The organism is Acinetobacter sp. FY731, assembly GCF_059515905.1.
Genome location: NZ_JCAKNB010000004.1, coordinates 256,427 through 278,877, shown reverse-complemented (window position 1 = coordinate 278,877; position 22,451 = coordinate 256,427). Strand labels below are relative to the sequence as shown.

24 protein-coding genes are annotated in these 22,451 nt (G+C 35.9%); 13 read left to right on the top strand and 11 right to left on the bottom strand.

Features of this window, described 5'->3' with window-relative positions; translation table 11 throughout:
• Positions 1–8: 8 nt before the first annotated feature.
• The 4 genes from thiS to AC5YC8_RS07435 form a co-directional block, all read right to left on the bottom strand.
• Positions 9–206, bottom strand: a complete 198-nt coding sequence (thiS, locus tag AC5YC8_RS07450) for a sulfur carrier protein ThiS (protein WP_496116937.1) — start codon at positions 204–206, stop codon at positions 9–11.
• Between the two features lie 22 nt (positions 207–228).
• Complete coding sequence (locus tag AC5YC8_RS07445) at positions 229–594, bottom strand: DUF423 domain-containing protein (RefSeq protein ID WP_496116938.1); 366 nt, start codon at positions 592–594, stop codon at positions 229–231.
• A 133-nt stretch (positions 595–727) separates the two neighbouring features.
• Entirely contained in the window at positions 728–1,597 is an 870-nt protein-coding gene (gene rpoH / locus AC5YC8_RS07440) for an RNA polymerase sigma factor RpoH (protein ID WP_496117622.1), read from the bottom strand.
• A 124-nt stretch (positions 1,598–1,721) separates the two neighbouring features.
• Complete coding sequence (locus tag AC5YC8_RS07435) at positions 1,722–1,955, bottom strand: sulfurtransferase TusA family protein (protein ID WP_496164078.1); 234 nt, start codon at positions 1,953–1,955, stop codon at positions 1,722–1,724.
• 378 nt (positions 1,956–2,333) lie between these two features.
• On the opposite strand from AC5YC8_RS07435, the gene AC5YC8_RS07430 reads away from it, so the two are divergent.
• Positions 2,334–2,549: a cold-shock protein gene (locus tag AC5YC8_RS07430; protein WP_004280099.1), complete on the top strand. Its 216-nt coding sequence runs from the start codon at positions 2,334–2,336 to the stop codon at positions 2,547–2,549.
• 99 nt (positions 2,550–2,648) lie between these two features.
• The gene (gene rhlB / locus AC5YC8_RS07425) at positions 2,649–3,800 is read left to right on the top strand and encodes an ATP-dependent RNA helicase RhlB (RefSeq protein WP_496117632.1); all 1,152 of its coding nucleotides are present in this window, start codon (positions 2,649–2,651) and stop codon (positions 3,798–3,800) included.
• 91 nt (positions 3,801–3,891) lie between these two features.
• Here rhlB and AC5YC8_RS07420 read toward each other — a convergent pair whose 3' ends face one another.
• Entirely contained in the window at positions 3,892–4,272 is a 381-nt protein-coding gene (locus tag AC5YC8_RS07420) for a hypothetical protein (protein ID WP_496164077.1), read from the bottom strand.
• Between the two features lie 282 nt (positions 4,273–4,554).
• Between AC5YC8_RS07420 and AC5YC8_RS07415 the strand changes: the two genes are divergently transcribed.
• The 10 genes from AC5YC8_RS07415 (at position 4,555) to AC5YC8_RS07370 (ending at position 15,369) form a co-directional block, all read left to right on the top strand.
• On the top strand, positions 4,555–5,130 hold the full coding sequence (locus tag AC5YC8_RS07415) for a nitroreductase family protein (RefSeq protein WP_496117636.1): 576 nt from the start codon (positions 4,555–4,557) through the stop codon (positions 5,128–5,130).
• A gap of 24 nt (positions 5,131–5,154) precedes the next feature.
• A complete protein-coding gene (locus AC5YC8_RS07410; protein ID WP_496117638.1) occupies positions 5,155–6,225 on the top strand; it encodes an NAD(P)H-dependent glycerol-3-phosphate dehydrogenase in 1,071 nt (356 codons plus the stop codon).
• A gap of 76 nt (positions 6,226–6,301) precedes the next feature.
• The gene (locus AC5YC8_RS07405; protein ID WP_496164076.1) at positions 6,302–6,754 is read left to right on the top strand and encodes a SixA phosphatase family protein; all 453 of its coding nucleotides are present in this window, start codon (positions 6,302–6,304) and stop codon (positions 6,752–6,754) included.
• A 236-nt stretch (positions 6,755–6,990) separates the two neighbouring features.
• Positions 6,991–7,992: a quinone-dependent dihydroorotate dehydrogenase gene (locus AC5YC8_RS07400; protein ID WP_496164075.1), complete on the top strand. Its 1,002-nt coding sequence runs from the start codon at positions 6,991–6,993 to the stop codon at positions 7,990–7,992.
• A 1-nt stretch (position 7,993) separates the two neighbouring features.
• Positions 7,994–8,578: a CvpA family protein gene (locus AC5YC8_RS07395; protein WP_496117644.1), complete on the top strand. Its 585-nt coding sequence runs from the start codon at positions 7,994–7,996 to the stop codon at positions 8,576–8,578.
• A 24-nt stretch (positions 8,579–8,602) separates the two neighbouring features.
• Positions 8,603–10,141, top strand: coding sequence for an amidophosphoribosyltransferase (purF, locus tag AC5YC8_RS07390; protein WP_496117646.1), 1,539 nt, complete (start codon positions 8,603–8,605; stop codon positions 10,139–10,141).
• 88 nt (positions 10,142–10,229) lie between these two features.
• Positions 10,230–12,119: a M48 family metalloprotease gene (locus AC5YC8_RS07385; protein WP_496164074.1), complete on the top strand. Its 1,890-nt coding sequence runs from the start codon at positions 10,230–10,232 to the stop codon at positions 12,117–12,119.
• Between the two features lie 88 nt (positions 12,120–12,207).
• Positions 12,208–12,852 (top strand): hypothetical protein, encoded by a 645-nt coding sequence (locus tag AC5YC8_RS07380; RefSeq protein WP_496164073.1) that lies wholly within the window; start codon positions 12,208–12,210, stop codon positions 12,850–12,852.
• 14 nt (positions 12,853–12,866) lie between these two features.
• Positions 12,867–13,841: a 2-hydroxyacid dehydrogenase gene (locus tag AC5YC8_RS07375; protein ID WP_496164072.1), complete on the top strand. Its 975-nt coding sequence runs from the start codon at positions 12,867–12,869 to the stop codon at positions 13,839–13,841.
• An 82-nt stretch (positions 13,842–13,923) separates the two neighbouring features.
• Complete coding sequence (locus tag AC5YC8_RS07370) at positions 13,924–15,369, top strand: M48 family metalloprotease (RefSeq protein ID WP_496164071.1); 1,446 nt, start codon at positions 13,924–13,926, stop codon at positions 15,367–15,369.
• 116 nt (positions 15,370–15,485) lie between these two features.
• On the opposite strand, the gene AC5YC8_RS07365 is transcribed toward AC5YC8_RS07370, so the two are convergent.
• Both AC5YC8_RS07365 and rpsU read right to left on the bottom strand, forming a co-directional pair.
• Positions 15,486–15,932, bottom strand: coding sequence for a GatB/YqeY domain-containing protein (locus tag AC5YC8_RS07365; RefSeq protein WP_496117655.1), 447 nt, complete (start codon positions 15,930–15,932; stop codon positions 15,486–15,488).
• Positions 15,933–15,966: 34 nt separating this feature from the next.
• Entirely contained in the window at positions 15,967–16,182 is a 216-nt protein-coding gene (gene rpsU / locus AC5YC8_RS07360; protein WP_001136722.1) for a 30S ribosomal protein S21, read from the bottom strand.
• 146 nt (positions 16,183–16,328) lie between these two features.
• Between rpsU and tsaD the strand changes: the two genes are divergently transcribed.
• Positions 16,329–17,345 carry a tRNA (adenosine(37)-N6)-threonylcarbamoyltransferase complex transferase subunit TsaD gene (gene tsaD, locus AC5YC8_RS07355; protein ID WP_496164070.1) on the top strand — a complete coding sequence of 339 codons (1,017 nt, stop codon included), beginning with the start codon at positions 16,329–16,331 and terminating at the stop codon, positions 17,343–17,345.
• Positions 17,346–17,442: 97 nt separating this feature from the next.
• On the opposite strand, the gene AC5YC8_RS07350 is transcribed toward tsaD, so the two are convergent.
• From AC5YC8_RS07350 to AC5YC8_RS07335, 4 genes are all read right to left on the bottom strand, one after another.
• Complete coding sequence (locus AC5YC8_RS07350) at positions 17,443–17,772, bottom strand: hypothetical protein (protein ID WP_496117690.1); 330 nt, start codon at positions 17,770–17,772, stop codon at positions 17,443–17,445.
• Between the two features lie 199 nt (positions 17,773–17,971).
• Positions 17,972–18,289: a hypothetical protein gene (locus AC5YC8_RS07345; RefSeq protein ID WP_496164069.1), complete on the bottom strand. Its 318-nt coding sequence runs from the start codon at positions 18,287–18,289 to the stop codon at positions 17,972–17,974.
• Positions 18,290–18,451: 162 nt separating this feature from the next.
• Positions 18,452–21,073, bottom strand: coding sequence for a DNA mismatch repair protein MutS (mutS, locus tag AC5YC8_RS07340; protein ID WP_496164068.1), 2,622 nt, complete (start codon positions 21,071–21,073; stop codon positions 18,452–18,454).
• Positions 21,074–21,163: 90 nt separating this feature from the next.
• On the bottom strand, positions 21,164–22,387 hold the full coding sequence (locus AC5YC8_RS07335; protein ID WP_496164067.1) for a diguanylate cyclase: 1,224 nt from the start codon (positions 22,385–22,387) through the stop codon (positions 21,164–21,166).
• Positions 22,388–22,451: the final 64 nt, after the last annotated feature.

The window sequence follows — 22,451 nt, the reverse complement described above, 5'->3', positions numbered from 1 at the left end:
GCTCCAAATTAACCGCCACCGACGGCATGTATAATTTCTATTCGATCTTTATCATTAATCACACTTTGCTGTAATTTGCTTTTTGCAATAATCATTTCATTGTGTTCAACAGCAAAACGTTTACCCTCTAATGCAAGTTCCTGAATAAGTTCTAGTAAGTTGGAACAAGCGGTATTTTGAAGTTCACCATTCAAATAAATTTGCACGTTGATTTCCCTAAATTTGTCATTATTTCGTGTATTTAAAAGCATTCCATGCCAACACTAACCATCCTGCAATCATGAGTGCACCACCAATAGGAGTAATAGCGCCTAAACCACGTGGTAAGCCTAAAGCCATGATATACAATGATCCACAGAAAAAGAAAATACCGATTTGTATGAGTAAAAAGCTAGCTTTAATTGGAAATTGTGGTGTGACTTTGGCAATAATTGAAAGTGCTAATAAACCTAAAGCATGATAGAAAAAATAGTCAGTAGCCGTTTGCCACCAACCCAATTGAATTTCTGTTGCATGTGCTTTTAAACCATGTGCGCCAAATGCACCTAACATGACAGCAATTGCTAAATTTAATGCCGATATCGCAAGCCACATAAGTCATTTTACCTATACAAAATTTGCGCTTAACCTTAGCATATTTTGTATATTTGATTAAATATAATAAGAGTTCCAAACAAATTTTAAACAATAAAAAAGGGCTTTAAGCCCTTTTTTATAGAATAGAAAATCAATTTGACGACATTGCCACTTTAATTTTTTCCATTGCATTTTTTTCTAGCTGACGAATACGTTCAGCTGATACGTTATATTCAGCAGCAAGTTCATGTAGGGTAGATTTATCATCGTCTAACCAGCGGCGCTGTAGAATATTACGTGAACGATCATCAAGTTGATCCATTGCATCATGAAGGGCATTGGTACTTTGCTCTTCATAATCTTCATTTTCAGCGAGTCTTGCAGGGTCGTAACGGTTATCTTCTAAATATAAAGCAGGTGCAACATAAGTAGAGCCTTCATCGTCGTCATCACCTTGAGCTTCAAAAGCAGCATCATAGGCAGTTAAACGACCTTCCATTTCAAGCACTTGTTCTGCTGTGACATTTAAGTCTTTTGCAATAGATTGTGCTTCTTCAAGAGTTAGCTTTTTGCTCGATTTTTTTAAACTACGTAAGTTAAAGAATAATTTACGTTGTGCTTTAGTGGTCGCAATTTTGACAATACGCCAATTACGAATAACATATTCATGAATTTCGGCTTTAATCCAATGCACAGCAAATGAAACTAAACGTACGCCCATAGTTGGATCGAAACGTTTTACCGCTTTCATTAAGCCTAAGTTGCCTTCTTGAATTAAGTCACCCTGTGGTAAGCCATAACCTGCATAACTACGGGCAATATGAACCACAAAACGTAAGTGAGACATCACTAACATTTTTGCTGCATCTAAGTCTTGATCGTAAAAGTAACGATCAGCCAACTCTTTTTCTTGTTCGGCAGTTAAAATTGGAATTTGATTGACAGTGCTAATATAAGCCCCAAGGTTTGAACCTGGTGCTGATAATGACAGGGGCATCAAATGATTGCTGCTGTCACTCATAGGAACTCCTTTAGGATGTGTCGATGAATTATCAATGACATTCATATTAATGTGAATATCCAACTAAATTAAGTGGAAATGGTGAAGAAATGTAATTTTTTATGCCAAAGGATTAAAAAATGAATTATTGAGCAATTATATAATGAAATTCATTATTGGAAATACATTTTACTTCACACTTTAATTGGCGAAGTTGGCAATATCGAAGTACATCTTGTTGGCTATGCGGGTCAGATGATTTAAGTAAAAACTGCTGGTTTGTAGATTTCTTCAGCGTTTTTTTTAACATTAAAAGGGGCATTGGGCAAGGTTTTCCCATTGCATCTATAATATCTAAGGTTTGATTTACATCATCCATTTAATTTAAACCGTTTAAAAACAGGTCAATTATACAAAAAATTGGCAGAAAAATGAAAAAATGTGAATTTTTATTTATTCTGATTAAGATTAACAATTTAAATTGATTTATAAAAAATAAATACGCTTAAATCTGAATAAGATATCTGAAAAAACTCTATTATTTGTAATAAACCCATGATAAGCTCAAAGTGACTTCGGTGTTATGGTAACTATAAAAGTTACTGAGCAACTTGGTTAGAAATGGATGTAACCGGATTTTGTTAATAGTTTTACAGAATGATTATAAGTTTGGAAATAAAAAATGTTTTTAAGCTTTGTTTGTCTGCTGCTTGCAACACCGGGTGGTCCTTCAATTATGTCTATGAGGATTAACTAAATGACAGCTGCTCGCGAACAAGGCGTAGTTAAGTGGTTTAACGACACTAAAGGTTTTGGTTTTATTCAACGCAATGGCGGTGATGACGTATTTGTTCATTTCCGTGCTATTCAAGGCGACGGCCACCGTTCACTACGTGACGGCCAACGTGTTGAGTTCAGTGTTGTAAAAGGCCAAAAAGGCTTCCAAGCTGAAGAAGTTCAGCCATTAGACTAATTGAAAAATTAGACTAATAAAAACGCTCCAATGTTTATTGGAGCGTTTTTTGTTTATACTGTATGAAATTTTATTATTTATGAGTTAGAGCACATTAATATGTCAGCTGGTTTTGAAACCTTAAATTTACATCCAAATTTGAAAAAAGCAATTGATGCATTAGGCTTCACTAAAATGACGTCAATTCAAGAAAAGGTTTTAAAATTTACTTTGGCAGGACACGATGCGATTGGTCGTGCACAAACAGGTACAGGTAAAACTGCTGCTTTCCTGATTAGTGTTATTAATGACTTATTAAACAATCCAATTCAGCAACAGCGTTTCCGTGGTGAAGCACGTGCTCTTATTTTAGCACCTACACGTGAATTGGCATTGCAAATTGAAAGTGATGCAAAAGAATTAACTAAATTTACAGATCTACACTTAGTAACCTTATTGGGTGGTGTAGATTTTGAAAAGCAAAAAGCTGAACTGAGCAAAAACTTCGTCGATATTATTGTGGCAACACCGGGTCGCTTAATTGACTTTGTGGAGCAAAAAGAAGTTTGGTTAGATCAAATTGAGTTTTTAGTCATTGATGAAGCAGACCGTTTGTTAGATATGGGCTTTATTCCATCGGTAAAACGTATTGTTCGTTACTCTCCACGTAAAGAGCAGCGCCAAACACTAATGTTCTCTGCAACATTTAGCTACGATGTATTAAATTTAGCACAGCAATGGTTGTTTGAGCCTGTTACCGTTGAAATTGAACCAGAAAAGAAAACCAATGCAGATGTTGAACAGCGTGTGTATATGGTAGCAAAATCTGACAAATACAAATTGTTAGAAGAAATTTTACGTGATGAACCTATTGAAAAGGTCATGATTTTTGCGAACCGTCGTGACCAAGTTCGAAAGCTATACGATCATTTGAAAAAAGATGGTTATAAAGTCGTGATGTTATCTGGTGAAATTGCGCAAGACAAACGCTTAAAAATGTTAGATCAGTTTAAAAATGGTCAACACAATATTATGATTGCAACCGATGTTGCAGGTCGTGGTATTCATGTTGATGGCGTATCTCACGTTGTGAATTTTACGTTGCCAGAGCAGTCGGATGATTATGTACACCGTATTGGTCGTACTGGGCGTGCGGGTACGCGTGGTGTAAGTATTAGCTTCTTGTCTGAAGATGATGCTTTCTATTTACCAGAAATTGAAAAAGCCATTGGACAGAAATTGCCGCTTACACGTTTAGATGGTTATTGTTAATTCAAGGTTTTTGAATCACAAGATTACGAAAGAGAAATAAAAAAAACCGCTTTATTAAGCGGTTTTTTTTATTGTTTAAATTATTTGATATTTACTTTGCTTGGCATTGGAATGTGAGTACAGTTTGATAGTCATCATCTTTAGATATATCTGCACTTTTGCCTGCAATTGTACCTAAAATACCAGCGGCTGCTTGAATCATTTTTCCAGTTTGATCATCTACAACACCTTTTAGCACACCGTTATAAGTAGTTTTTTCATCGATAACAATCGCTGTGGCTTTCCCACAGGTTTTGTTTGCAGCGACAGCAGCATTATTTTTTGCAATGACTTCTGATTTTCCTAAACCTGTTATTTCATATTGATTATTTGGTTTTTGAATCGCAAGGGTGTTGGTTGTTGGGTTTGAACTACATGCAGATAACAATAAGAGCGGTGAAATAATAGATGTAAAAACAATAATCTTATTCATGTTGTTTTCCCTAAGTTGATTTCTTGATTTCAACATATTTTGAAGTTTGAAATATGTGGCTTATGTATAAGAATTGAAAAGACTTTGTTGAGGCTTGGTGCATAGAATATTATATTGTATATCTACCATGTAAGTTGTTGAATCGATCTTAGAAAAACATGAATGATCGAAATTATCTAAAACCATCATTGATATTCTCATGTAAAAACGGCAATAGATTTGTCTTGAACTTTAAACTTTGTGCTAATCTTAATGAAATTTTTAAAGCAGATATAGAAGTCAATGGCGGATACAGCGGTCGATCTCATTCATCAAAATATTCATCAACGTCAATCTATTGGTCATTTGGTTGAACCTGCACCAAATGGGGAGCAATTAGAAAAAGCATTTCTAGCTGCTTTAACTGCACCAGATCATCATCGATTAAAACCAACACGTTTTGTAGTGATACCTGAAGATCAACGTGAAGCATTTGGAGAGTTGTTATCTCAGGCTTTGGCAGATACAGGTCAAACAGAAATAGCGCAATTGGAGCGTGTTAAGAATCATCCATATCGTGCACCATTGTTGGTTTTAGCATTAACGCAATTTATCGATCATCCGAAAGTTCCTTATTTTGAACAAACATTAAGTACGGGTGCAGCAATTCAAAACTTTTTACTATCATTGCAATCACAAGGTTTTTCAACTATGTGGCGTAGTGGTGCAGTGGTCGAGTCTAAACACTTTAAGCAAGCACTGAGTTTGGGTGAAGATGATTTGATTTCGGGTATTATTTATATCGGAACAGCTGTAAAAGCTATTCCTGCGCGCGGTGAAATTAATACAAGCGAATTTGTTAGTTTTTGGAATAAGTAGATTAGTTTTTTGGAAAAAATAAAAATGAGTGAATTAGATTTTGCAAGTTTTCTAGGCAGTGACACGGAAGTTAAAAAAACGGGGTTAAGAGTTACTGTTTTAGGTGGTGGTAGCTTTGGTACAGCTATGGCAAATACAGCTGTACGCAATGGCTGTGACACTATGATTTGGATTCGCGATGAAGTCACAGCAAAAGAAATAAATGAAACACATATTAATAAGCGTTATTTGCCAGATTTTTCATTAGAAAAAGAGTTAAAAGCTGTTTCTAATATTGAGATGGCTGTACGTGATCGTGACATTATTTTAGTTGCTATTCCAAGTCATTCATTTCGTGATGTGTTACGTCAGATAAAACCTTTTGTTTCATCTCAAGCAATTGTGTCTTTAACGAAAGGTATTGAGGCAGATACATTTAGTTTTATGAGTGGCATTATTCAAGAAGAACTTCCAGAAGTTCCTTTTGGTGTGCTTTCGGGACCAAACTTAGCAAAAGAAATTGTAGCAGGTCAGCCAGCAGGTACTGTTATTGCAAGTGACTCAGAACTTGTACGTAATGCAGTTCAACAGGCATTACATAGTGCACTTTTCCGTGTGTTTGCAAGTGATGATGTGAATGGTGTTGAATTGGGTGGTGCACTTAAAAACATTTATGCGGTTGCTATGGGAATGGCTGCGGCATTTGAAGTGGGTGAGAACACTAAAAGTATGATTTTAACGCGTGCCTTGGCGGAAATGAGTCGATTTGCAGTGGAGTTGGGTGCAAATCCATTGACCTTCTTAGGTTTGTCGGGTGTGGGGGATTTGTTCGCAACATGTAATAGCCCGCTTAGTCGTAATTATCAAGTAGGTTATGCTTTGGGTAAGGGTAAAACTTTAGAGCAAGCAACCACAGAATTAGGGCAAACTGCTGAAGGAATTAATACAATTATTCAAGTTCGTACACGTTCCGAGGAGTTGGGGGTATATATGCCAATTACCTGTGCGTTATATGAGATTATTTTTAAAGGTGCGCCCACAATTTCGATTGCTTTTTCTATGATGAAAAATGGGCAGCGTAGTGATGTTGAGTTTATTCTGCCACATCAAAAATAAGAAATAGAAAGATGGTTGTTTCATAAAACTGCCATCTTTTCCTCATTATACTTTAAGAAAATAAATAGGCGGTTTTATGCAATTAACTCTTGTACGTCATGGTGAAGCAGCACCATCTGTCATTAATGATGAAAAGCGACCTTTAACAGCACGTGGTCATCAACAAGCTAAAGAAACAGCTGAGTTTTTAAAAGAAGTTATTCAGCCTGAGGTTTTTGTTGTAAGTCCTTTATTACGTGCTCAAGAAACACTTTCATATTTACAAACTTATTTTAAAAATGTGCCTGTAGTGATTTGCAATACCATTAAACCTGAAGATGATGCAAGGGTTGCAGTCGAATGGTTATCTCAATTGCCTTATGAGTCAATTGCAGTGGTTTGCCACATGAATGTAATAGCACATATTTCTTCTATTTTAACATCTGAATCATTTCATCCATATCATTTGGCAGAAGCGCGTATCTATGAGCAGGCTGTTATTGCTGCGGGGTTGTCTACACAAATAAAAGCGTTTATTCCAAATAGCTAAATTTTGAGCAGTATATTTTGTGGGGCTGATACATTTATACGCAAGTGTTAGATTTATTACACAAATAACACAATTGAACATAAGTGCTGAATATGGTTTTAGTTTATTTGGTTAAATAGTGTAAATTTACAACAACAGGGTGTTAAACGGTAAAAATAAAACCCTGCAAAGCATGGTGTTTTCTACGACCTATGCCTATAATATGTCGACTTAAAAAGCAGTAGACTTTTACCGATATGTTGTATTCTCTTGCTCGCCCTTTGTTGTTTTCTTTAGCACCAGAGCGTGCACATGAGCTGACACTATCTTTATTGAAATCGACCCATAAAATGGGCTTGATGCGACAAAATGTTCCTGAAAAACCAGTAGTGTGTATGGGTATTCAATTTCCCAATCCTGTAGGTTTGGCTGCTGGTTTAGATAAAAATGGTGCCTATATTGATGCTTTAGCAGATTTAGGTTTCGGATTTATTGAAATTGGAACAATTACACCACGCCCACAATCGGGCAATCCACATCCTCGTTTATTTCGTCTGCCGAAAGCAAAAGCCATTATTAACCGTATGGGGTTTAATAATGATGGTGTAGATCAGCTTATTGAAAATGTAAAAGCATCCAAATTCAAAGGAATTTTGGGCATTAATATTGGTAAAAATGCCGATACTCCTGTCGAAAATGCAGTAGATGATTATCTTATTTGCTTAGAAAAGGTTTATAACTACGCATCTTATATTACGGTAAACATTTCATCGCCTAATACAAAGAATTTACGTAGTTTACAAAGTGGCGATGCGTTAACAGAATTGCTTTCAATATTGAAAAAGCGTCAACTAGAGTTAGCTGAAGAAAATTCTCACTATGTCCCTTTAGTGCTAAAAGTTGCACCAGATCTTGAAGCTGAAGATATTCAATTTATTTCAAAACAACTTATTGAATTTAAAATTGATGGTTTGATTGTGACAAATACAACATTGTCACGTGAGGGTGTTGAAGGTTTACCATTTGCAGAAGAAGCTGGTGGTTTGTCGGGTGCACCTGTTTTTGAGAAAAGTACAGCATGTTTAGCTGCATTCTCAAAAACATTGAATGGTCAAATTCCACTAATTGGTGTGGGTGGTATTTTGTCTGGTGAGCAGGCAGTTGCTAAACGTGAAGCAGGTGCCAGCCTTGTTCAGGTGTATAGTGGTTTAATCTATACAGGTCCTGAATTAATTAAAGACTGTATTAACGCGCTGTAATATGAATACGATTGATGTCTTTATATTGATCATTTTGCTCATTGGAGGGCTAAACGGTTTGCGACAAGGATTGATAAAAGCCTTTGCGAACTTGGTTGGATGGATTTTTGCGCTGATTATGGCGGCAAAATATTCTTCTAGCTTAGCGCCACTTATGTCTACATTGAGTTCCGATCCGGTCGTTCAGAAGATATCTGCATTTGCTTTCATTGTTTTGGTTATTATTGTATCAACATGGATTGTGACATCACTTTTAAATGGAATTTTAAAATCACTTAAGCTTGGTCCATTAAATAGGCTGGCAGGTGGTGCTTTTGGTACATTGAAGGGTTTGTTGGTTGTGCTTATTACTATGCAGGGAATTGGACCCTGGGTAGAAAGCTCGCCACATTGGAAACAATCTAAATTTATACAACATTTACTTCCCTATGCACCTTGGGCAACAGAGTTGTCTAAAGAGGCTGCAAATGAAGCGTTAAAGCACATGAAATCTGAAGATACTCAGGCATCTTCAAGTTCAATACCTGAAAATTCACATAAATCGAGTGGAAAATCAGGTGAGTCAACGAATAATCCTTTTTATTAATCCTAGCTTGTCTGCGAGGTTGCTATGTGTGGAGTTGTTGGTATAGCTGGTAAATCACCTGTTAACCAAATGTTGTTTGATGCATTAACGATGTTACAACATCGTGGACAAGATGCGGCTGGAATTGTGACGTGTCATGATGGTCGCTTATTCCTTCGTAAAGACAATGGCATGGTGCGTGATGTATTTCATACACGTCATATGCGTGCTTTAAAGGGAAATTACGGTATTGGTCATGTGCGTTATCCAACAGCAGGTTCTTCAAGTAGTGCTGAGGCACAACCGTTTTATGTGAACTCTCCATACGGTATTACGTTGGCACATAACGGCAATTTAACCAATGCTGAAGAAATTCATGATGACTTATTCAAAACTGACTTACGTCATATGAATACAGATTCAGATTCGGAAGTATTGTTAAATGTATTTGCACATGAATTGCAAAAGCGTGGTCAATTAAACCCAACTTCAGATGATATTTTCCATGTTGTAGCGCGTGTTCATGAGCGTTGTAAAGGTGGTTATGCTGTTGTTGCGATGATTACAGGTCATGGCATTGTTGGTTTCCGTGATCCAAATGGTATTCGTCCATTAATTTTAGGTTCACGCGATACTGACGCAGGGAAAGAATACATTTTAGCTTCGGAATCTGTTGCTTTAACAGCGTTAGGTTTTAAAGTTGAACGTGATGTGGTTCCTGGTGAAGCAATTTTTATTGATAGTGAAGGTCAATTATTCACTAAACAATGTGCTGTAAATCCTGAATATCGTCCATGTATTTTTGAATATGTTTATTTTGCACGTCCAGATGCAACAATTGACGGTATTTCAGTTTATAAAGCTCGTCTAAAAATGGGTGAAAAACTTGCGCAGAAAATTTCGCGTGAGTGGGGTGAAGAGCACGATATTGATGTGGTCATTCCAATTCCAGATACATCACGTACATCGGCATTAGAGCTTGCAAATTTCTTAGGTGTGAAATTCCGTGAAGGGTTCATGAAGAACCGTTATATCGGTCGTACTTTCATCATGCCAGGTCAAAAGCAACGTGAAAAATCGGTTCGCCAAAAGCTTAACCCTGTAGAACTTGAGTTCCAAAACAAGAATGTTTTACTTGTGGATGACTCAATTGTACGTGGTACAACGTGTAATGAAATTATTCAAATGGCACGTGATGCAGGTGCGAAAAAAGTATTCTTTGCATCTGCTGCACCAATGGTGAAATATCCAAACGTGTATGGTATTGATATGCCTGCTAAATCAGAGTTAATTGCGTCTGAGCGTAGCGTTGAAGAGATTCGTGAGATTATTGGTGCAGATCGTTTAATTTTCCAAGATTTGGAAGACTTAAAAGATGCAGTAAGAACAACAAAAGTACCTGAGGTTGAAGATTTTGACTGTTCGGTATTTGATGGTGTTTATGTTGCTGGTGGCATTGATGAACAATATTTAGATAATCTGCAAAAACAGCGCAGTGAATCTGCTAAAACTAAGACAGATCCGTACATTGATGTAAATGTTGATGCTGCTTCTGTTGATTTAACAGGTTTGCAAGAAGAATAATTGTTTTCTTCTTCTGTGAGAAAGGCGGGAATTTCCCGCCTTTTTAATTTATGATGTAGATATAGACTCAAATATTGGGAAATTTACATTGAAGGATGTAAGTTGTTATTTTATAAAAAATAAAAATATGGCTCTAGCTGCATTTATTTGGGCTATTGCCGTGGCTTTCACACTTGGCATTTTAAATATTTTGCTTGGTGTTGTTGTACATTATTTTGATCAAACTCAAGCTATTTTATGGAATGATTTTAGTCTTATTTTTGGTCTTATTATTTTATCTATTATGGCTGTTTCCATTGCGATTGAATGTTATATATTTCGTTCGGGTGGTCATTCTTTAGCAAGAAAATTAAAAGCAAGATCGTTAAACTTTTTAGAAAGCACCCCAGAAGAATATATTGCTTTAAGCATAGTGGCGAAATTAGCAGAAAAATTTAATATTGAAACACCAGCTGTATATGTATTGGCAGATGAAGTGGGGGTAAATGCACTCACTGCAGGGTTTTATCCCAAAGATATTGTCATTATTATTACTTGGGGCGCATTACAAAATTTAGATCAGCAAGAATTATATGGTTTATTGAGTCATGAGTTTAACCGAATTTTATCAGGTGAAACGGCTGAAAACACAAAAATTAAAATTTTATATAGCAGTTTAACTTCATTTAGTCAGTTGGGAAGTAAGCTAGCAAAGAGAGGGTTTAATCGTAATTACATGCAAGATCCGCATAAGCTTTCAACAGCTTTTATTGCATTTGGTGGTGTAATTTGGCTAATTGGAAGTTTGGGGGTACTAATTAATCGCTTGGTTAAATATATAACGCTAAGTGGTCGTACTTTTGAAAATGATATAAATACTAAAAATTTAATAAAAAATAATGCGAATATTCAAACTTTATTACGAATTTATGTACATCATGCAGGTTCACAAATACATAGTGAGTTTTCCGAATCTATTTCGCACATGTGTTTTGCGAATTCTTTAAGTCCACAAAGTTGGATGAATATTCATCCGAGTATTGAGGCTCGAATTTTTGAATTAGACTCATCTTTGGTGAAGGATTTACAGCTAGAGAATTTAAAGAAAATACGTTATTTACCGTGGTTTAGTCTATTTAGACCTCTAGAGGAACTGAGTGGTGAATATTCAACATCATGGCAATCTCCAGAACCATTACCTCTTTTACGGTTATCTCCAATTAGTTTTGCATTAAAAGATGCAATTAAACCACTAAACCCTGAAGTACGTTCTAATATGCAACGTCCAGAGCTTATTCAGCGCGCATTGCAAACAGCAACTGGTGCACGCGAGGTTATGGTGGCAATTCTGATGATACGTCAATATAGGGAGTTTATTCCTGCCGATGCTGAAGTGAGTCGTGCCATTGTCGATGCGCTATTGAATGAAGATGGTCGTACGCATGTTGCAATATTTCATGAGGCTTGTGGATGCATTGGAAATATGCCTACAAGTGTGGCACGTCAATTTTTAACTAAGCTTGCAAAAATTATTCAAGAAGATGGTGAAATTGGTTTATTGGATGCACTACTTTTAGAGCGTGTGAAATTTGAAGTAAATTTATTGCCACTGCATATTCCAACTTCATTAGATGAAGTAAAAGTGCATATTGTTCGGTTGATTGATGCACTGTTGCATGTTCAGCAAATTAATAGCGAAAGCCAACTGGAAACACGTGAGCGAATTCTAAATCGGATATTAAGTCCAGAGGAAGCTATTTTATATGAAGATATTTCTGATGAACCTATTGATTTAGCAGAAATTTTGCAAGATATGTCAGGGTTGTTATTGCGTGAGCGTTTGAATATTTTAAGTATTGCTGAACTTTGCTTATGGAATGATCGAATTATTACTCAAGATGAACTTGATGTTTTGGAGCTTTTGTATTGGAGGCTTGGCTTTGAAAGTGATGAAATTGTAGAGTTAATGCAAAAGAAAAATAGTTTGATCATTATTTAAGATAGTGGTTTAAATATAAGAGAAAATTAAGTGCATTCTCGTTAGAATAGACAAGAAATTTAATAGATAACTTAGTGTAGATAATTTAATGATTGGGCATTCACGTGAAGTATTGGCAAATTTAGGAATCGATATTTGGGTTTCTAGAGAAGTTGTGTGCCAAGAATTGCCTCAATCTACTATTTGGCGTGATCAAAATACGCCTGAAGTGATGCTGGATCTTACGCTACAAGATCAGTCTATTGTTGCTGATGTGCTTTTAAATGATCCTATTTTGTCATTTGAGGCAGAGCAACCTGTTCAGGTTAAAGGTGAGTCAAAACCACAGTTAGCACCTGTAATTGCAATTGAACAAGAATTGCGACCAACGGTTGTTTTAGAACCTTTCAATATTCAGGCTTTGGTATTGCCTCATATTGTCATTCTTATGGAAGGAAGCAATATTACAGCAGATCAACAAATGCTCTGGTCTAATATTCAACGTGCAGTACAGGCAGAATTCACAGAATTAAACTGGCCTTTTGCATTGCCAGACTTACAAGATGGATATGCTGTGAATAGCTATATTCAAGGCTTTTTAGATGTAATTTCGATAGAAAAAACAATTTTAGTGTTGGGGCAAATTCCGCACTATCAAAATTTTAATATGATGTACTTAGCAACTTTGCAAGATATGTTGGATGAGCCTTTATTGAAAAGAAGATTATGGAATTTTATACAAAATAAATCATAGATATTGGAAAGGGAATGAAGCAAAAAGTTGTTGTATTTAGTCAAATAGATTTAGAAATATTAGAAAAGCTTAAAGAAAAATTTCAAGTTTGTGTAATTAACCCGAAACTGGGTGATGTGAATGCACAAATTTTAAAAGAAGTACAAGATGCAGATGGCTTAATTGGTGCGGGTCGCTTGCTGAATGAAAGAAATTTATCTACAGCAACGAAGTTAAAAGTAATTTCTAGTGTAAGTGTGGGTTACGATAATTACGATTTAAATTATTTGAATCAGCAGGGAATTTTACTTTGTAATACACCCTATGTATTGACTGAAAGTACAGCAGATTTAGCATTTACATTATTAATGAGTGCTGCAAGGAAAGTTCCATCATTAGATTCTTGGGTAAAAAATGGAGAGTGGAAACGAACAGTTGGTACTGAGCAATTTGGTTTAGATGTACATGGTAAGACATTGGGAATTATAGGATTGGGGCATATTGGTGCGGCAATTGCACGGCGCGGTTTTTATGGCTTTAATATGAATATTTTATACCATAACCGTAAGCCCAAAATAGAAGTTGCTCAGTCTTTAAATGCAGAATATTGTAGTTTGAGTGGTTTATTACAACGGTCGGATTATGTTGTTGTTGCGGTAGATTTAAATACAGAATCTAAAGCGCTTATAAGTCATAAAGAGCTCGATTTAATGCAAAAACATGCTGTACTCATTAATATTTCACGTGGTTCAGTCATTGATGAATCGGCTTTAATCGAGGCATTAAAAAACAAAAAAATATTTGCTGCGGGCTTAGATGTTTATGAAACAGAGCCATTGCAAAGCTCTGAATTATTTGGCTTAAATAATGTGGTGACATTGCCACATATTGGTTCTGCAACAGCAAGCACGCGTCAGAAAATGGCGGAACTGGCTTATCAGAATTTGGTTAATGTGTTAGATGGAAATGAACCATGCAATGTTGTAAATAGAGAAATTTTATCAAAGTAATAACAGATCTTTGCATTAATCTTCATATTTGAATGGTATATTTCAAATAATAAGTCATCTTACTTAAGGATTGAGTTAAGTTTTGAGAAAAATTATTTTTGCATTAGGTTTAGGGGTGAGTTCTGCAATTACATGTGCGGATGATCCATCTTTTTTATTTAATCAAAAAACTCAATTTAATATTCCTGAAATTGGTAGTGGGGTCGGACTTTTAGATAAACAAAATGAAAAATATATTGGTGAAAAAGTATATAGAGAAGTACATCGGCAGATGCCTGTACTCAATGACCCATGGTTAGAAGATCAATTATTTTTAGTTTTTTCTCAAATTTTAAGCCAAACGCAATTACCTAAACCTGTTGGTTTGGTTGTTATTAATGATAATCAAATTAATGCTTTTGCTGTGCCTGGTGGTTTATTTGCTTTAAATTCGGGGCTAATTACATCTGCTAGAACGATGGATGAAGTTGTGGGTGTCATGTCGCATGAAATTGCACATGTGACACAACGTCATTACAGCCGATCTCAGGAAGCCTTTAAGGGGCAAGGATTATTAGCACTTGCAGGGATTATTGTTGGGGCTCTTGTTGCAACGCAGTCAGACTCTAATGCTGGTGCTGCTGTAATGCTTGGTTCACAAGCTGCATTAATAGATAAACAGCTTTCTTATAGTCGTAATCAGGAACGAGAGGCTGACCGTATAGGTATGCAATATATGTATGCGGCAGGTTATAACCCTGAAGGTATGGCGGACTTTTTTGAGGTTATGAATCGTGCTACAGCCCGTGTGAGTTTTTTACCTGACTTTTGGTTTACACATCCACTCACAACTGAGCGTATGAGCGAGGCTCGTCTTAGAGCAAGACAATTGCCACAAGTACGGCAGAAACTAGATCAAACAGATTTTGAAATTTTAAAGAATTACACAGCTGTACTTTCGAAACAAAAAACAGAACATCAATTAAAAATGATGACTGCTCAAAATAATATAGCCAACCAAATTGCATTGGCGGCATATTATTTACATTCAGGTGAATATAAAACTGCTCAAAATATGTTAAACGAAGCGAAAAAGCATAAGAAATCGCATAACCTTATAACATTAATTCAAACAGATATTTATTTAGGACAAAATAATATTGACTCGGCTTTAAATGAAATTCAGACCATAGCTAAAGTTACGCCAGAAAATCGTGCATTAAATTTTAAATATGCAGAAGTGCTTATTCGTAAAAATATGCAAGCTGAAGCACAGGCTATAGTGCAAAGATTTATTCGTAAGAACCCAATTGATTCGACAGCATGGTTGCTCATGCAAAAGTCAGCAAATGCAGATAAAAGTAATCCTTTGCGTACGGTTAATGTTTTACGTTATAGGGCTGAAGTAGAGTATTGGACAGGTCATGAAGATAATGCGATTAAATCTTTATTGCATGCACAACGATTATCTAAAGAGAATTTGGTAATGTCTGAAACAGTTAAAAAACGTCTAACAGAAATGCAGAAAGAACGACAGTATAAGCTTTAAGAGTTGTTTGTAATTGAAGATGAGACTTGTATGTGTTTTTATTTTTGTGGGGTGTGGACGTTATGAACTGACTTTTAATAAAGACAGTTCAACGTAATTCAATAGATTTTAAGATATTAAGCCAGTTTAGCTTTAATTTTGCTAGAAACTAGAGAAGGATCGGCGCGCCCGGCTATGAGCGGACGCAGAGAGTTCATCACCTTACCCATATCTTTCATGCTAGTAGCTTCTTGCGCAGCAATAGTTTGCGCAATGATAGAATCAAGTTCTTCCTCAGTCATAGCTTCTGGTAGAAATTGAGATAAAACCTCAAGTTCGGCTTGTTCTTTACTAGCTAAATCATCTCGATTAGCACCTAGAAAGGCTTTAATCGATTCTTTACGTTGTTTTATTTGCTTTTCAATGACCGCAAGAACTTGAGCGTCGTCAAGCTCTTTACGATCATCGACTTCGATTTGCTTAATTGCCGCCTGTAAACTACGAATTACCGTCAATTTGTCCATTTCTTTAGCACGCATTGTTGCTTTCAGAACGTCCATAATTTGGGTTTTTAAAGTAGTCATTTATTTAGTCCAGGCAGTCAATCACAAATTAATCTTAGTAAAGGCGAGTAGTACGTACTGATTCACGCGCCAATTTCTTTTGGTAGCGTTTAACAGCAGCAGCTTTTTTACGTTTACGTTCTTGAGTTGGTTTTTCGTAGAATTCGCGTTTACGAACGTCAGCTAAAACACCAGCTTTTTCGCATGAACGTTTGAAACGACGGATAGCTACGTCTACTGGTTCGCCTTCTTTCAATTTAACTTGTGGCATGAAGAATCCTCATTAAGTTATGGATAAGATCAAGACCGAATTGTCTTAGATCACAAGTGAAGTGCAGTATTTTACTCATTTACATCTCATACCACAAGTCTATAATAGGCTTCGCATTTGATTTGATATAATTTATAGGCAATTTAATGATCGTTTTGGGCTTAGAAACTTCTTGTGATGAAACAGGACTTGCATTGTATGACAGCGAGTTGGGGTTACGAGGGCAGGTACTTTATAGCCAAATTAAATTGCATGCTGAATATGGTGGTGTAGTACCAGAGCTTGCATCTCGTGATCATGTTAGAAAGTTAATTCCATTAATTAATCAGTTACTTGCAGAAAGTAATGTGAAAAAATCTGAAATTGATGCGATTGCTTATACACGTGGACCAGGCTTAATGGGTGCATTAATGACAGGTACTTTATTTGGTCGAACTTTAGCATTTGCTTTAAATAAACCTGCTATTGGTGTTCATCATATGGAAGGTCATATGCTTGCACCATTATTATCAGAAACTCCACCGGAATTTCCGTTTGTCGCTTTATTGGTCTCTGGCGGTCATACACAACTGATGGCTGCATACGGTATTGGACAATATGAGTTATTGGGCGAGTCTATTGATGATGCGGCTGGTGAAGCATTTGATAAAGTTGCAAAAATGTTGAAACTTCCGTATCCAGGTGGTCCAAATATTTCGCGTTTGGCGGAAAGTGGTACCAAAGATGCCTTTGAATTTCCTCGTCCAATGTTGCATCAAGGTCTTAATTTTTCATTTAGCGGTTTAAAAACAGCAGTTTCTGTACAACTTAAAAAGTTAGATGGTGAAAACCGTGATGCGGATATTGCTGCAAGTTTCCAAGAAGCGCTTGTAGATACTTTGGTGAAAAAATCTGTAAAAGCTTTGAAACAAACTGGTTTAAAGCGCTTAGTTATTGCTGGTGGTGTAAGTGCAAATAAGCGTTTACGTGAGCGTTTGGAAGCAGATTTAGCGAAAATACGTGCTAATGTTTATTATGCAGAACCTGCTTTATGTACAGATAATGGTGCAATGATTGCATTTGCAGGTTATCAGCGTTTAAAAGCAGGGCAGCAAGATGGTTTATCTGTAACAACAACACCTCGTTGGCCAATGACAGAATTGAGCAATCCAGCAGAAGTATAAAGTGTTTGTAAAAAGAGGCTTGAGAGCCTCTTTTTTTATGGTGTTATTTCTATTTTTTTACTGAAAAGAACGTGGTTTTAGTTCATTTTTAAAATGCTTATTTTTTAATTTTGAGCATAATGAGTTTAATAAAAACTCCAACTTGCAATAATGCAAAGCTAAATAATAAGAATTTCCATAGGTTTGTTGGAACCTGTTTAATGACATCTAAAAAAATACCAATGAATGCAATTAAAATCAGGCAAAGTATAGTTGAGTGAATATATTTATTGGGTAATGCTCGTTGATAAATGAAATATCCAATAACGATAAAACCAATGAAAAAGATGGGTTCAATGATGAGCGAAAGTTGATCTTTTGTAAGGAATTGACTTCCTATCATGGTTAGCATCATAACAACGATAACCATTGCAAATAATAGGCTCATTCCAAAGGCAAAAAATCTAAAATTCATAGCGGGAGAATATAAAAAATAAAGTGGATACTTTAAGTAAAAATGGGTAGATAAGCAAAAAATTAGAAAAATATTATTTTAATAGGTCATTATTGACTTACATCAGATAGGTTTATCTATTGTAGATGGGATGATATTCGTCTGATGTAAGCGTAAAGCAAAGTAATTTAGGTTATTTCGATTGGTTAATACCTACAAGGAATTGGCTGCAATGAGATGCAGGAGAAGCGGCATCAATCTGATCTTTGGTTAATGCGAGTTTTGAAGCAACAGAAGCATAATTTTTATTAAGTTCTTGACCTGTAAAATACCCAAGCTCTTTGACTTGTTCTGTAGTAAGTAGTTTATTTTTTACAGCTTCATTTGCAATAGTACATGCTGTAGTTGCTGCAATAAAACGTGCTGTAAGTTGGGAGTATGCTACATAGCCTGCAATAGAACCAATTGCTAAACCAATAATGAGCACCAATGCAATTTGACCTTTTTTCATTATAAAAACCTATTATTTATGAATAAAATAAAAAATTAATGTACCTGAAAATAGTGTGATGTATTTTGCGTTTTTGTGGGTGATTTTGTTGATTTTGTGTATGAATATAAAAACAAACCGTTATAGCTAGGACTACAACGGTTTATTCAGGAAATCTAAAAATTAAAGCTTTTCTTTTAAAGCATAAAGCTGTTCAAGAGCTTGTCGAGGGGTGAGATTGTCGATATCAATTGATTGAAGGTAGTCTAAAGCAGGTGAACTCTTTTCAACTTCAACAATACGTTCTAGCACTTCTGGTTCAGGCTCAATTGCAAATAAGTCATTTTGTACAGAAGATGTCACCAATTTCTGTTGTTGCTTTTCCAGAATCTTTAAGCGATTTTGTGCATCTTTAATGACATTGGCAGGAATACCCGCTAGTTTTGCAACTTGTAGACCATGACTTTGACTTGCAGGACCTTGTTGAACTTTATGTAATAAAATTAAATTGCCATTTAGTTCTTTTGCGGTCACGTGATAGTTATCAATACCCGTTTCTTTGCTTAGTTCCGTAAGTTCAAAGTAATGTGTCGCAAATAAGCATAAGCATTTAATACGCTTGGTTAAGTCTAAAACACATGCCCAAGCAAGTGATAAACCATCGTATGTACTTGTACCACGTCCAACTTCATCCATAAGAACTAAAGATTGGTTTGTTGCATGATGTAAAATTTGCGATGTTTCAGTCATTTCTACCATAAAGGTAGATTTGCCTGTAGAGAGGTCATCTGCGGAGCCAATACGTGTAAATACACGATCAATTGGACCAAGTACGGCAGATTGAGCAGGAACATAACAGCCACAATATGCCAATAATACTATGAGCGCTGTTTGACGCATAAAGGTCGATTTACCGCCCATGTTCGGACCTGTAATAATCGCCATACGATGATTAAAGTTTAGCGTTGTATCATTTGGTGTAAATACAGATTTACTTAACTCTTCAACTACAGGATGTCGACCAGCAACAATATTTACACCAATTTCAGGTGTAAATTCAGGTCTGTTCCAACTTCTTAAACGTGCTTGATGGGCAAAATTTGTAAGCATATCAACTTGTGCAATTGCACTGCTCATCATTTGTAAATTGCCAATATCCGCACGAAGTTCTTCGAGTAACATTTCAAAGAGCATTTTTTCACGTGCAAGCGCGCGAGACTCACTTGATAAAACTTTATCTTCGAACGCTTTTAGTTCTGGCGTGATATAGCGCTCAGCATTTTTTAATGTTTGACGACGAATATAATGATCAGGTGCTTGTTCTGCTTGAGCACGAGTCAATTCAATGTAATAACCACTCACACGGTTATAGCCAATTTTTAGTGTTGAAATACCTGTATTTTCACGTTCTTGAATTTCAAGATCAATAAGGAATTGACCTGCGTGATCTCGGATTTTACGAAGTTCATCAAGCTCACTATCAAAGCCTTCAGCAATTACATTACCATCACGTAATAAAACAGGCGGATTTTCTACAACGGCAGACATTAAGCGTTGATGTAATCCATGGAAATCGCCTAGTTCTTCATTCAGCTGCTGAAGTAATTTAGATTGATTTGCACTAATAATAGGTTGTAGTGCATGACGTAAAAAAGGAATCTGAGCACAAGTCTGACGTAATTGGACTAAATCACGTGGGCGAGCGCTACCTAAAGCGACACGGCTAAGTACACGCTCAATATCGCCAATTTCTTTTAATACCAAACGGACAGGTTCTTCGTGATAACCATTTAATAGTGCAGATGTCGCATCTAAACGATCATCTAAAATAGCGGTATCACGTAGTGGTTGCATCAAAGTACGACTGAGTAAGCGTCCACCCATTGCAGTTTGACATTGATTGATGAGTTGGAATAAAGCTGTACCATGCTCAAAAAGTGGCTCAATAAGCTCTAAGTTTCGACGTGTAACTGGGTCTAAAGCAATAAAGTCACTACTTTGTTCAAGTAGAATTGAACGAATATGAGGTAAGGCTGTTTTTTGCGTTTCTTTAGCATAGTGAATAAGTGCGGCAGCAGCTGCTTTTGCTAAAGGTAAATGATCTATACCAAAACCTGATAGGGTCGATACACCAAGCTGGTCGCATAAAGTTTTTTGTGCATTATTAATATTAAAATCGACATTTGGACGCTTTGTAATAGGACAGTCCAAAGTGCGTTTAATATCTTCAATAATATTTGGATCGATAATGTTTTCATCAATTATTATTTCACTTGGCATTAACCGTGAAAGTTCGATGCTTAATTGCTCAGTTTTATACTCTTGTTGCTGAACCTTAAAAATACCTGCACTTAGGTCAAGTAAAGCAATACCAATTTCATTTTGTTGAATACAAATAGATACTAAGTTAGAAGATTGGTGTGCAGTAAGAAGTGCATCATCAGTGAGCGTTCCAGGGGTAATAATTCGTACAACGCCACGCTCAACAGGACCTTTTCCTGTTACTTCTCCAATTTGTTCGCAAATTACAACGGTTTCACCTTTTTTTACAAGGCGGGCTAAATATCCCTCAGCAGCATGATAGGGTACACCTGCCATAGGAATAGGGTTGCCATTGGCTTTACCACGATGTGTGAGTGTAATACCTAGAATTTTTGCAGCTTTTTGAGCATCTTCAAAAAATAATTCGTAGAAATCGCCCATGCGATAGAACATCAATGAATGAGGATGCTGCATTTTTATTTTTAAGTATTGCTGCATCATCGGGGTGTGGTTGGAAAGATCAGTCATTGAAAGCGTCGTCATCACATTAATTAAGTTATTTATTCATTCGATTTTAGCAGTCTTTTTGCTAAAAACTACCTGTTAACAGTGCTCATTCTGTTATAAAAATAATCAAATGATTACGTCACTTATTAATGAGATTTTATAGCGATTGCGTCCTGCATTTTTGGCTTTATATAAATTTTGGTCTGCTTCTTCAATATAATCGCTAAGTAAATCATTTTGTTTAGGTATGGTGGTTACGACACCTAAGCTTACGGTAACGATTGGTGCGATGGGGCTATTGGGGTGTTTAATTTCAAGTCTATGTATTCTGTTTAAAATTAAATTCGCAATTTCTTCAGCTTTTAATGCTGTTGTTTGTGGAAAGACTAAAATGAATTCTTCGCCACCATATCGTGCTGCTATTTCAGAGTGGTTAAGGGTAAGGTCTTTTAATTCAGCTGCAATTTTTTGCAAACAGTTATCACCTGAAATATGCCCTAAACTATCATTATAATTTTTGAAATAATCGATATCTAGCATAATAACAGAGATCGCTTCTTGGTGTTTACAGGCTAAAGACCATTCTGCTTCTAAAATTCGCTTTAAATAGCGTCTATTGGCTAAGCCTGTGAGTGGATCAAGGAGAGATAATTCTTCGAGTAATAGAGCTTGGTCTGATATTTCTTTTTGGGTGGTTTCAATAATACAGTTTTGCAGATAGTTTTCTCGATGTTGTCTATCTATGACATAACATAAAGACATCCCTAAAAAGCTACTAAAAATGTAGGTGTGTAATAAATAGGTCCAATCTATATATAAATTGTAATAATGTGAGCAATAAATTCCAATTAAACCGCCTAACCAACCTGCAATAATAGCCGTATAAAAACGTAGCCCAATAAAGCCATAGATAATGACAATGGCATACATCATGGCAGCATGTAATAAGGCGGAGTTATAGCTGGTGGCAAGTGCATTAATAATGACGAAAGTAATAGCAACAGCAGACGTTGCTCCAATGCCAATATAAAAATCAAAATATTTTGACCATGACTTTTTGAATGAAAAAAGCCAAGCAATCACAATGGCAATACCCACCCATTTATAAAGTGATAGCCATAAATTTCTTAAATAAGGATCAAATATATTTTCATAAACACCCCAAGTTAGAAATGCATATAAAAATAAAACCAGTGGGGCGCGATAACGAAATTCTATAGCCGCAGCAAATCGATATTGTTCTCGATAAATATTTTCAATTGGTTTTGAAAAGTGTAAAAAGTTCAATTTTTTCGCAATAAATTTATCAATTTCGTTGCGAGTTAAATCTTTTGTACCGTGTAATTTCATATCGAGGTACTACTTATAATGTGTGAATTTGTTCTTATACATCTGTACAAATGAATAACATATT

Excerpts from the sequence above, each read along its gene's own strand:
- AC5YC8_RS07445 (WP_496116938.1), bottom strand. The coding sequence starts at position 594 with ATGTGGCTTGCGATATCGGCATTAAATTTAGCAATTGCTGTCATGTTA.
- rpoH (WP_496117622.1), bottom strand. The coding sequence starts at position 1,597 with ATGAGTGACAGCAGCAATCATTTGATGCCCCTGTCATTATCAGCACCA.
- AC5YC8_RS07435 (WP_496164078.1), bottom strand. The coding sequence starts at position 1,955 with ATGGATGATGTAAATCAAACCTTAGATATTATAGATGCAATGGGAAAA.
- AC5YC8_RS07430 (WP_004280099.1), top strand. The coding sequence starts at position 2,334 with ATGACAGCTGCTCGCGAACAAGGCGTAGTTAAGTGGTTTAACGACACT.
- rhlB (WP_496117632.1), top strand. The coding sequence starts at position 2,649 with ATGTCAGCTGGTTTTGAAACCTTAAATTTACATCCAAATTTGAAAAAA.
- AC5YC8_RS07420 (WP_496164077.1), bottom strand. The coding sequence starts at position 4,272 with ATGAATAAGATTATTGTTTTTACATCTATTATTTCACCGCTCTTATTG.
- AC5YC8_RS07415 (WP_496117636.1), top strand. The coding sequence starts at position 4,555 with ATGGCGGATACAGCGGTCGATCTCATTCATCAAAATATTCATCAACGT.
- AC5YC8_RS07410 (WP_496117638.1), top strand. The coding sequence starts at position 5,155 with ATGAGTGAATTAGATTTTGCAAGTTTTCTAGGCAGTGACACGGAAGTT.
- AC5YC8_RS07405 (WP_496164076.1), top strand. The coding sequence starts at position 6,302 with ATGCAATTAACTCTTGTACGTCATGGTGAAGCAGCACCATCTGTCATT.
- AC5YC8_RS07400 (WP_496164075.1), top strand. The coding sequence starts at position 6,991 with ATGTTGTATTCTCTTGCTCGCCCTTTGTTGTTTTCTTTAGCACCAGAG.
- AC5YC8_RS07395 (WP_496117644.1), top strand. The coding sequence starts at position 7,994 with ATGAATACGATTGATGTCTTTATATTGATCATTTTGCTCATTGGAGGG.
- purF (WP_496117646.1), top strand. The coding sequence starts at position 8,603 with ATGTGTGGAGTTGTTGGTATAGCTGGTAAATCACCTGTTAACCAAATG.
- AC5YC8_RS07380 (WP_496164073.1), top strand. The coding sequence starts at position 12,208 with ATGATTGGGCATTCACGTGAAGTATTGGCAAATTTAGGAATCGATATT.
- AC5YC8_RS07375 (WP_496164072.1), top strand. The coding sequence starts at position 12,867 with ATGAAGCAAAAAGTTGTTGTATTTAGTCAAATAGATTTAGAAATATTA.
- AC5YC8_RS07365 (WP_496117655.1), bottom strand. The coding sequence starts at position 15,932 with ATGACTACTTTAAAAACCCAAATTATGGACGTTCTGAAAGCAACAATG.
- rpsU (WP_001136722.1), bottom strand. The coding sequence starts at position 16,182 with ATGCCACAAGTTAAATTGAAAGAAGGCGAACCAGTAGACGTAGCTATC.
- tsaD (WP_496164070.1), top strand. The coding sequence starts at position 16,329 with ATGATCGTTTTGGGCTTAGAAACTTCTTGTGATGAAACAGGACTTGCA.
- AC5YC8_RS07350 (WP_496117690.1), bottom strand. The coding sequence starts at position 17,772 with ATGAGCCTATTATTTGCAATGGTTATCGTTGTTATGATGCTAACCATG.
- AC5YC8_RS07345 (WP_496164069.1), bottom strand. The coding sequence starts at position 18,289 with ATGAAAAAAGGTCAAATTGCATTGGTGCTCATTATTGGTTTAGCAATT.
- mutS (WP_496164068.1), bottom strand. The coding sequence starts at position 21,073 with ATGACGACGCTTTCAATGACTGATCTTTCCAACCACACCCCGATGATG.
- AC5YC8_RS07335 (WP_496164067.1), bottom strand. The coding sequence starts at position 22,387 with ATGAAATTACACGGTACAAAAGATTTAACTCGCAACGAAATTGATAAA.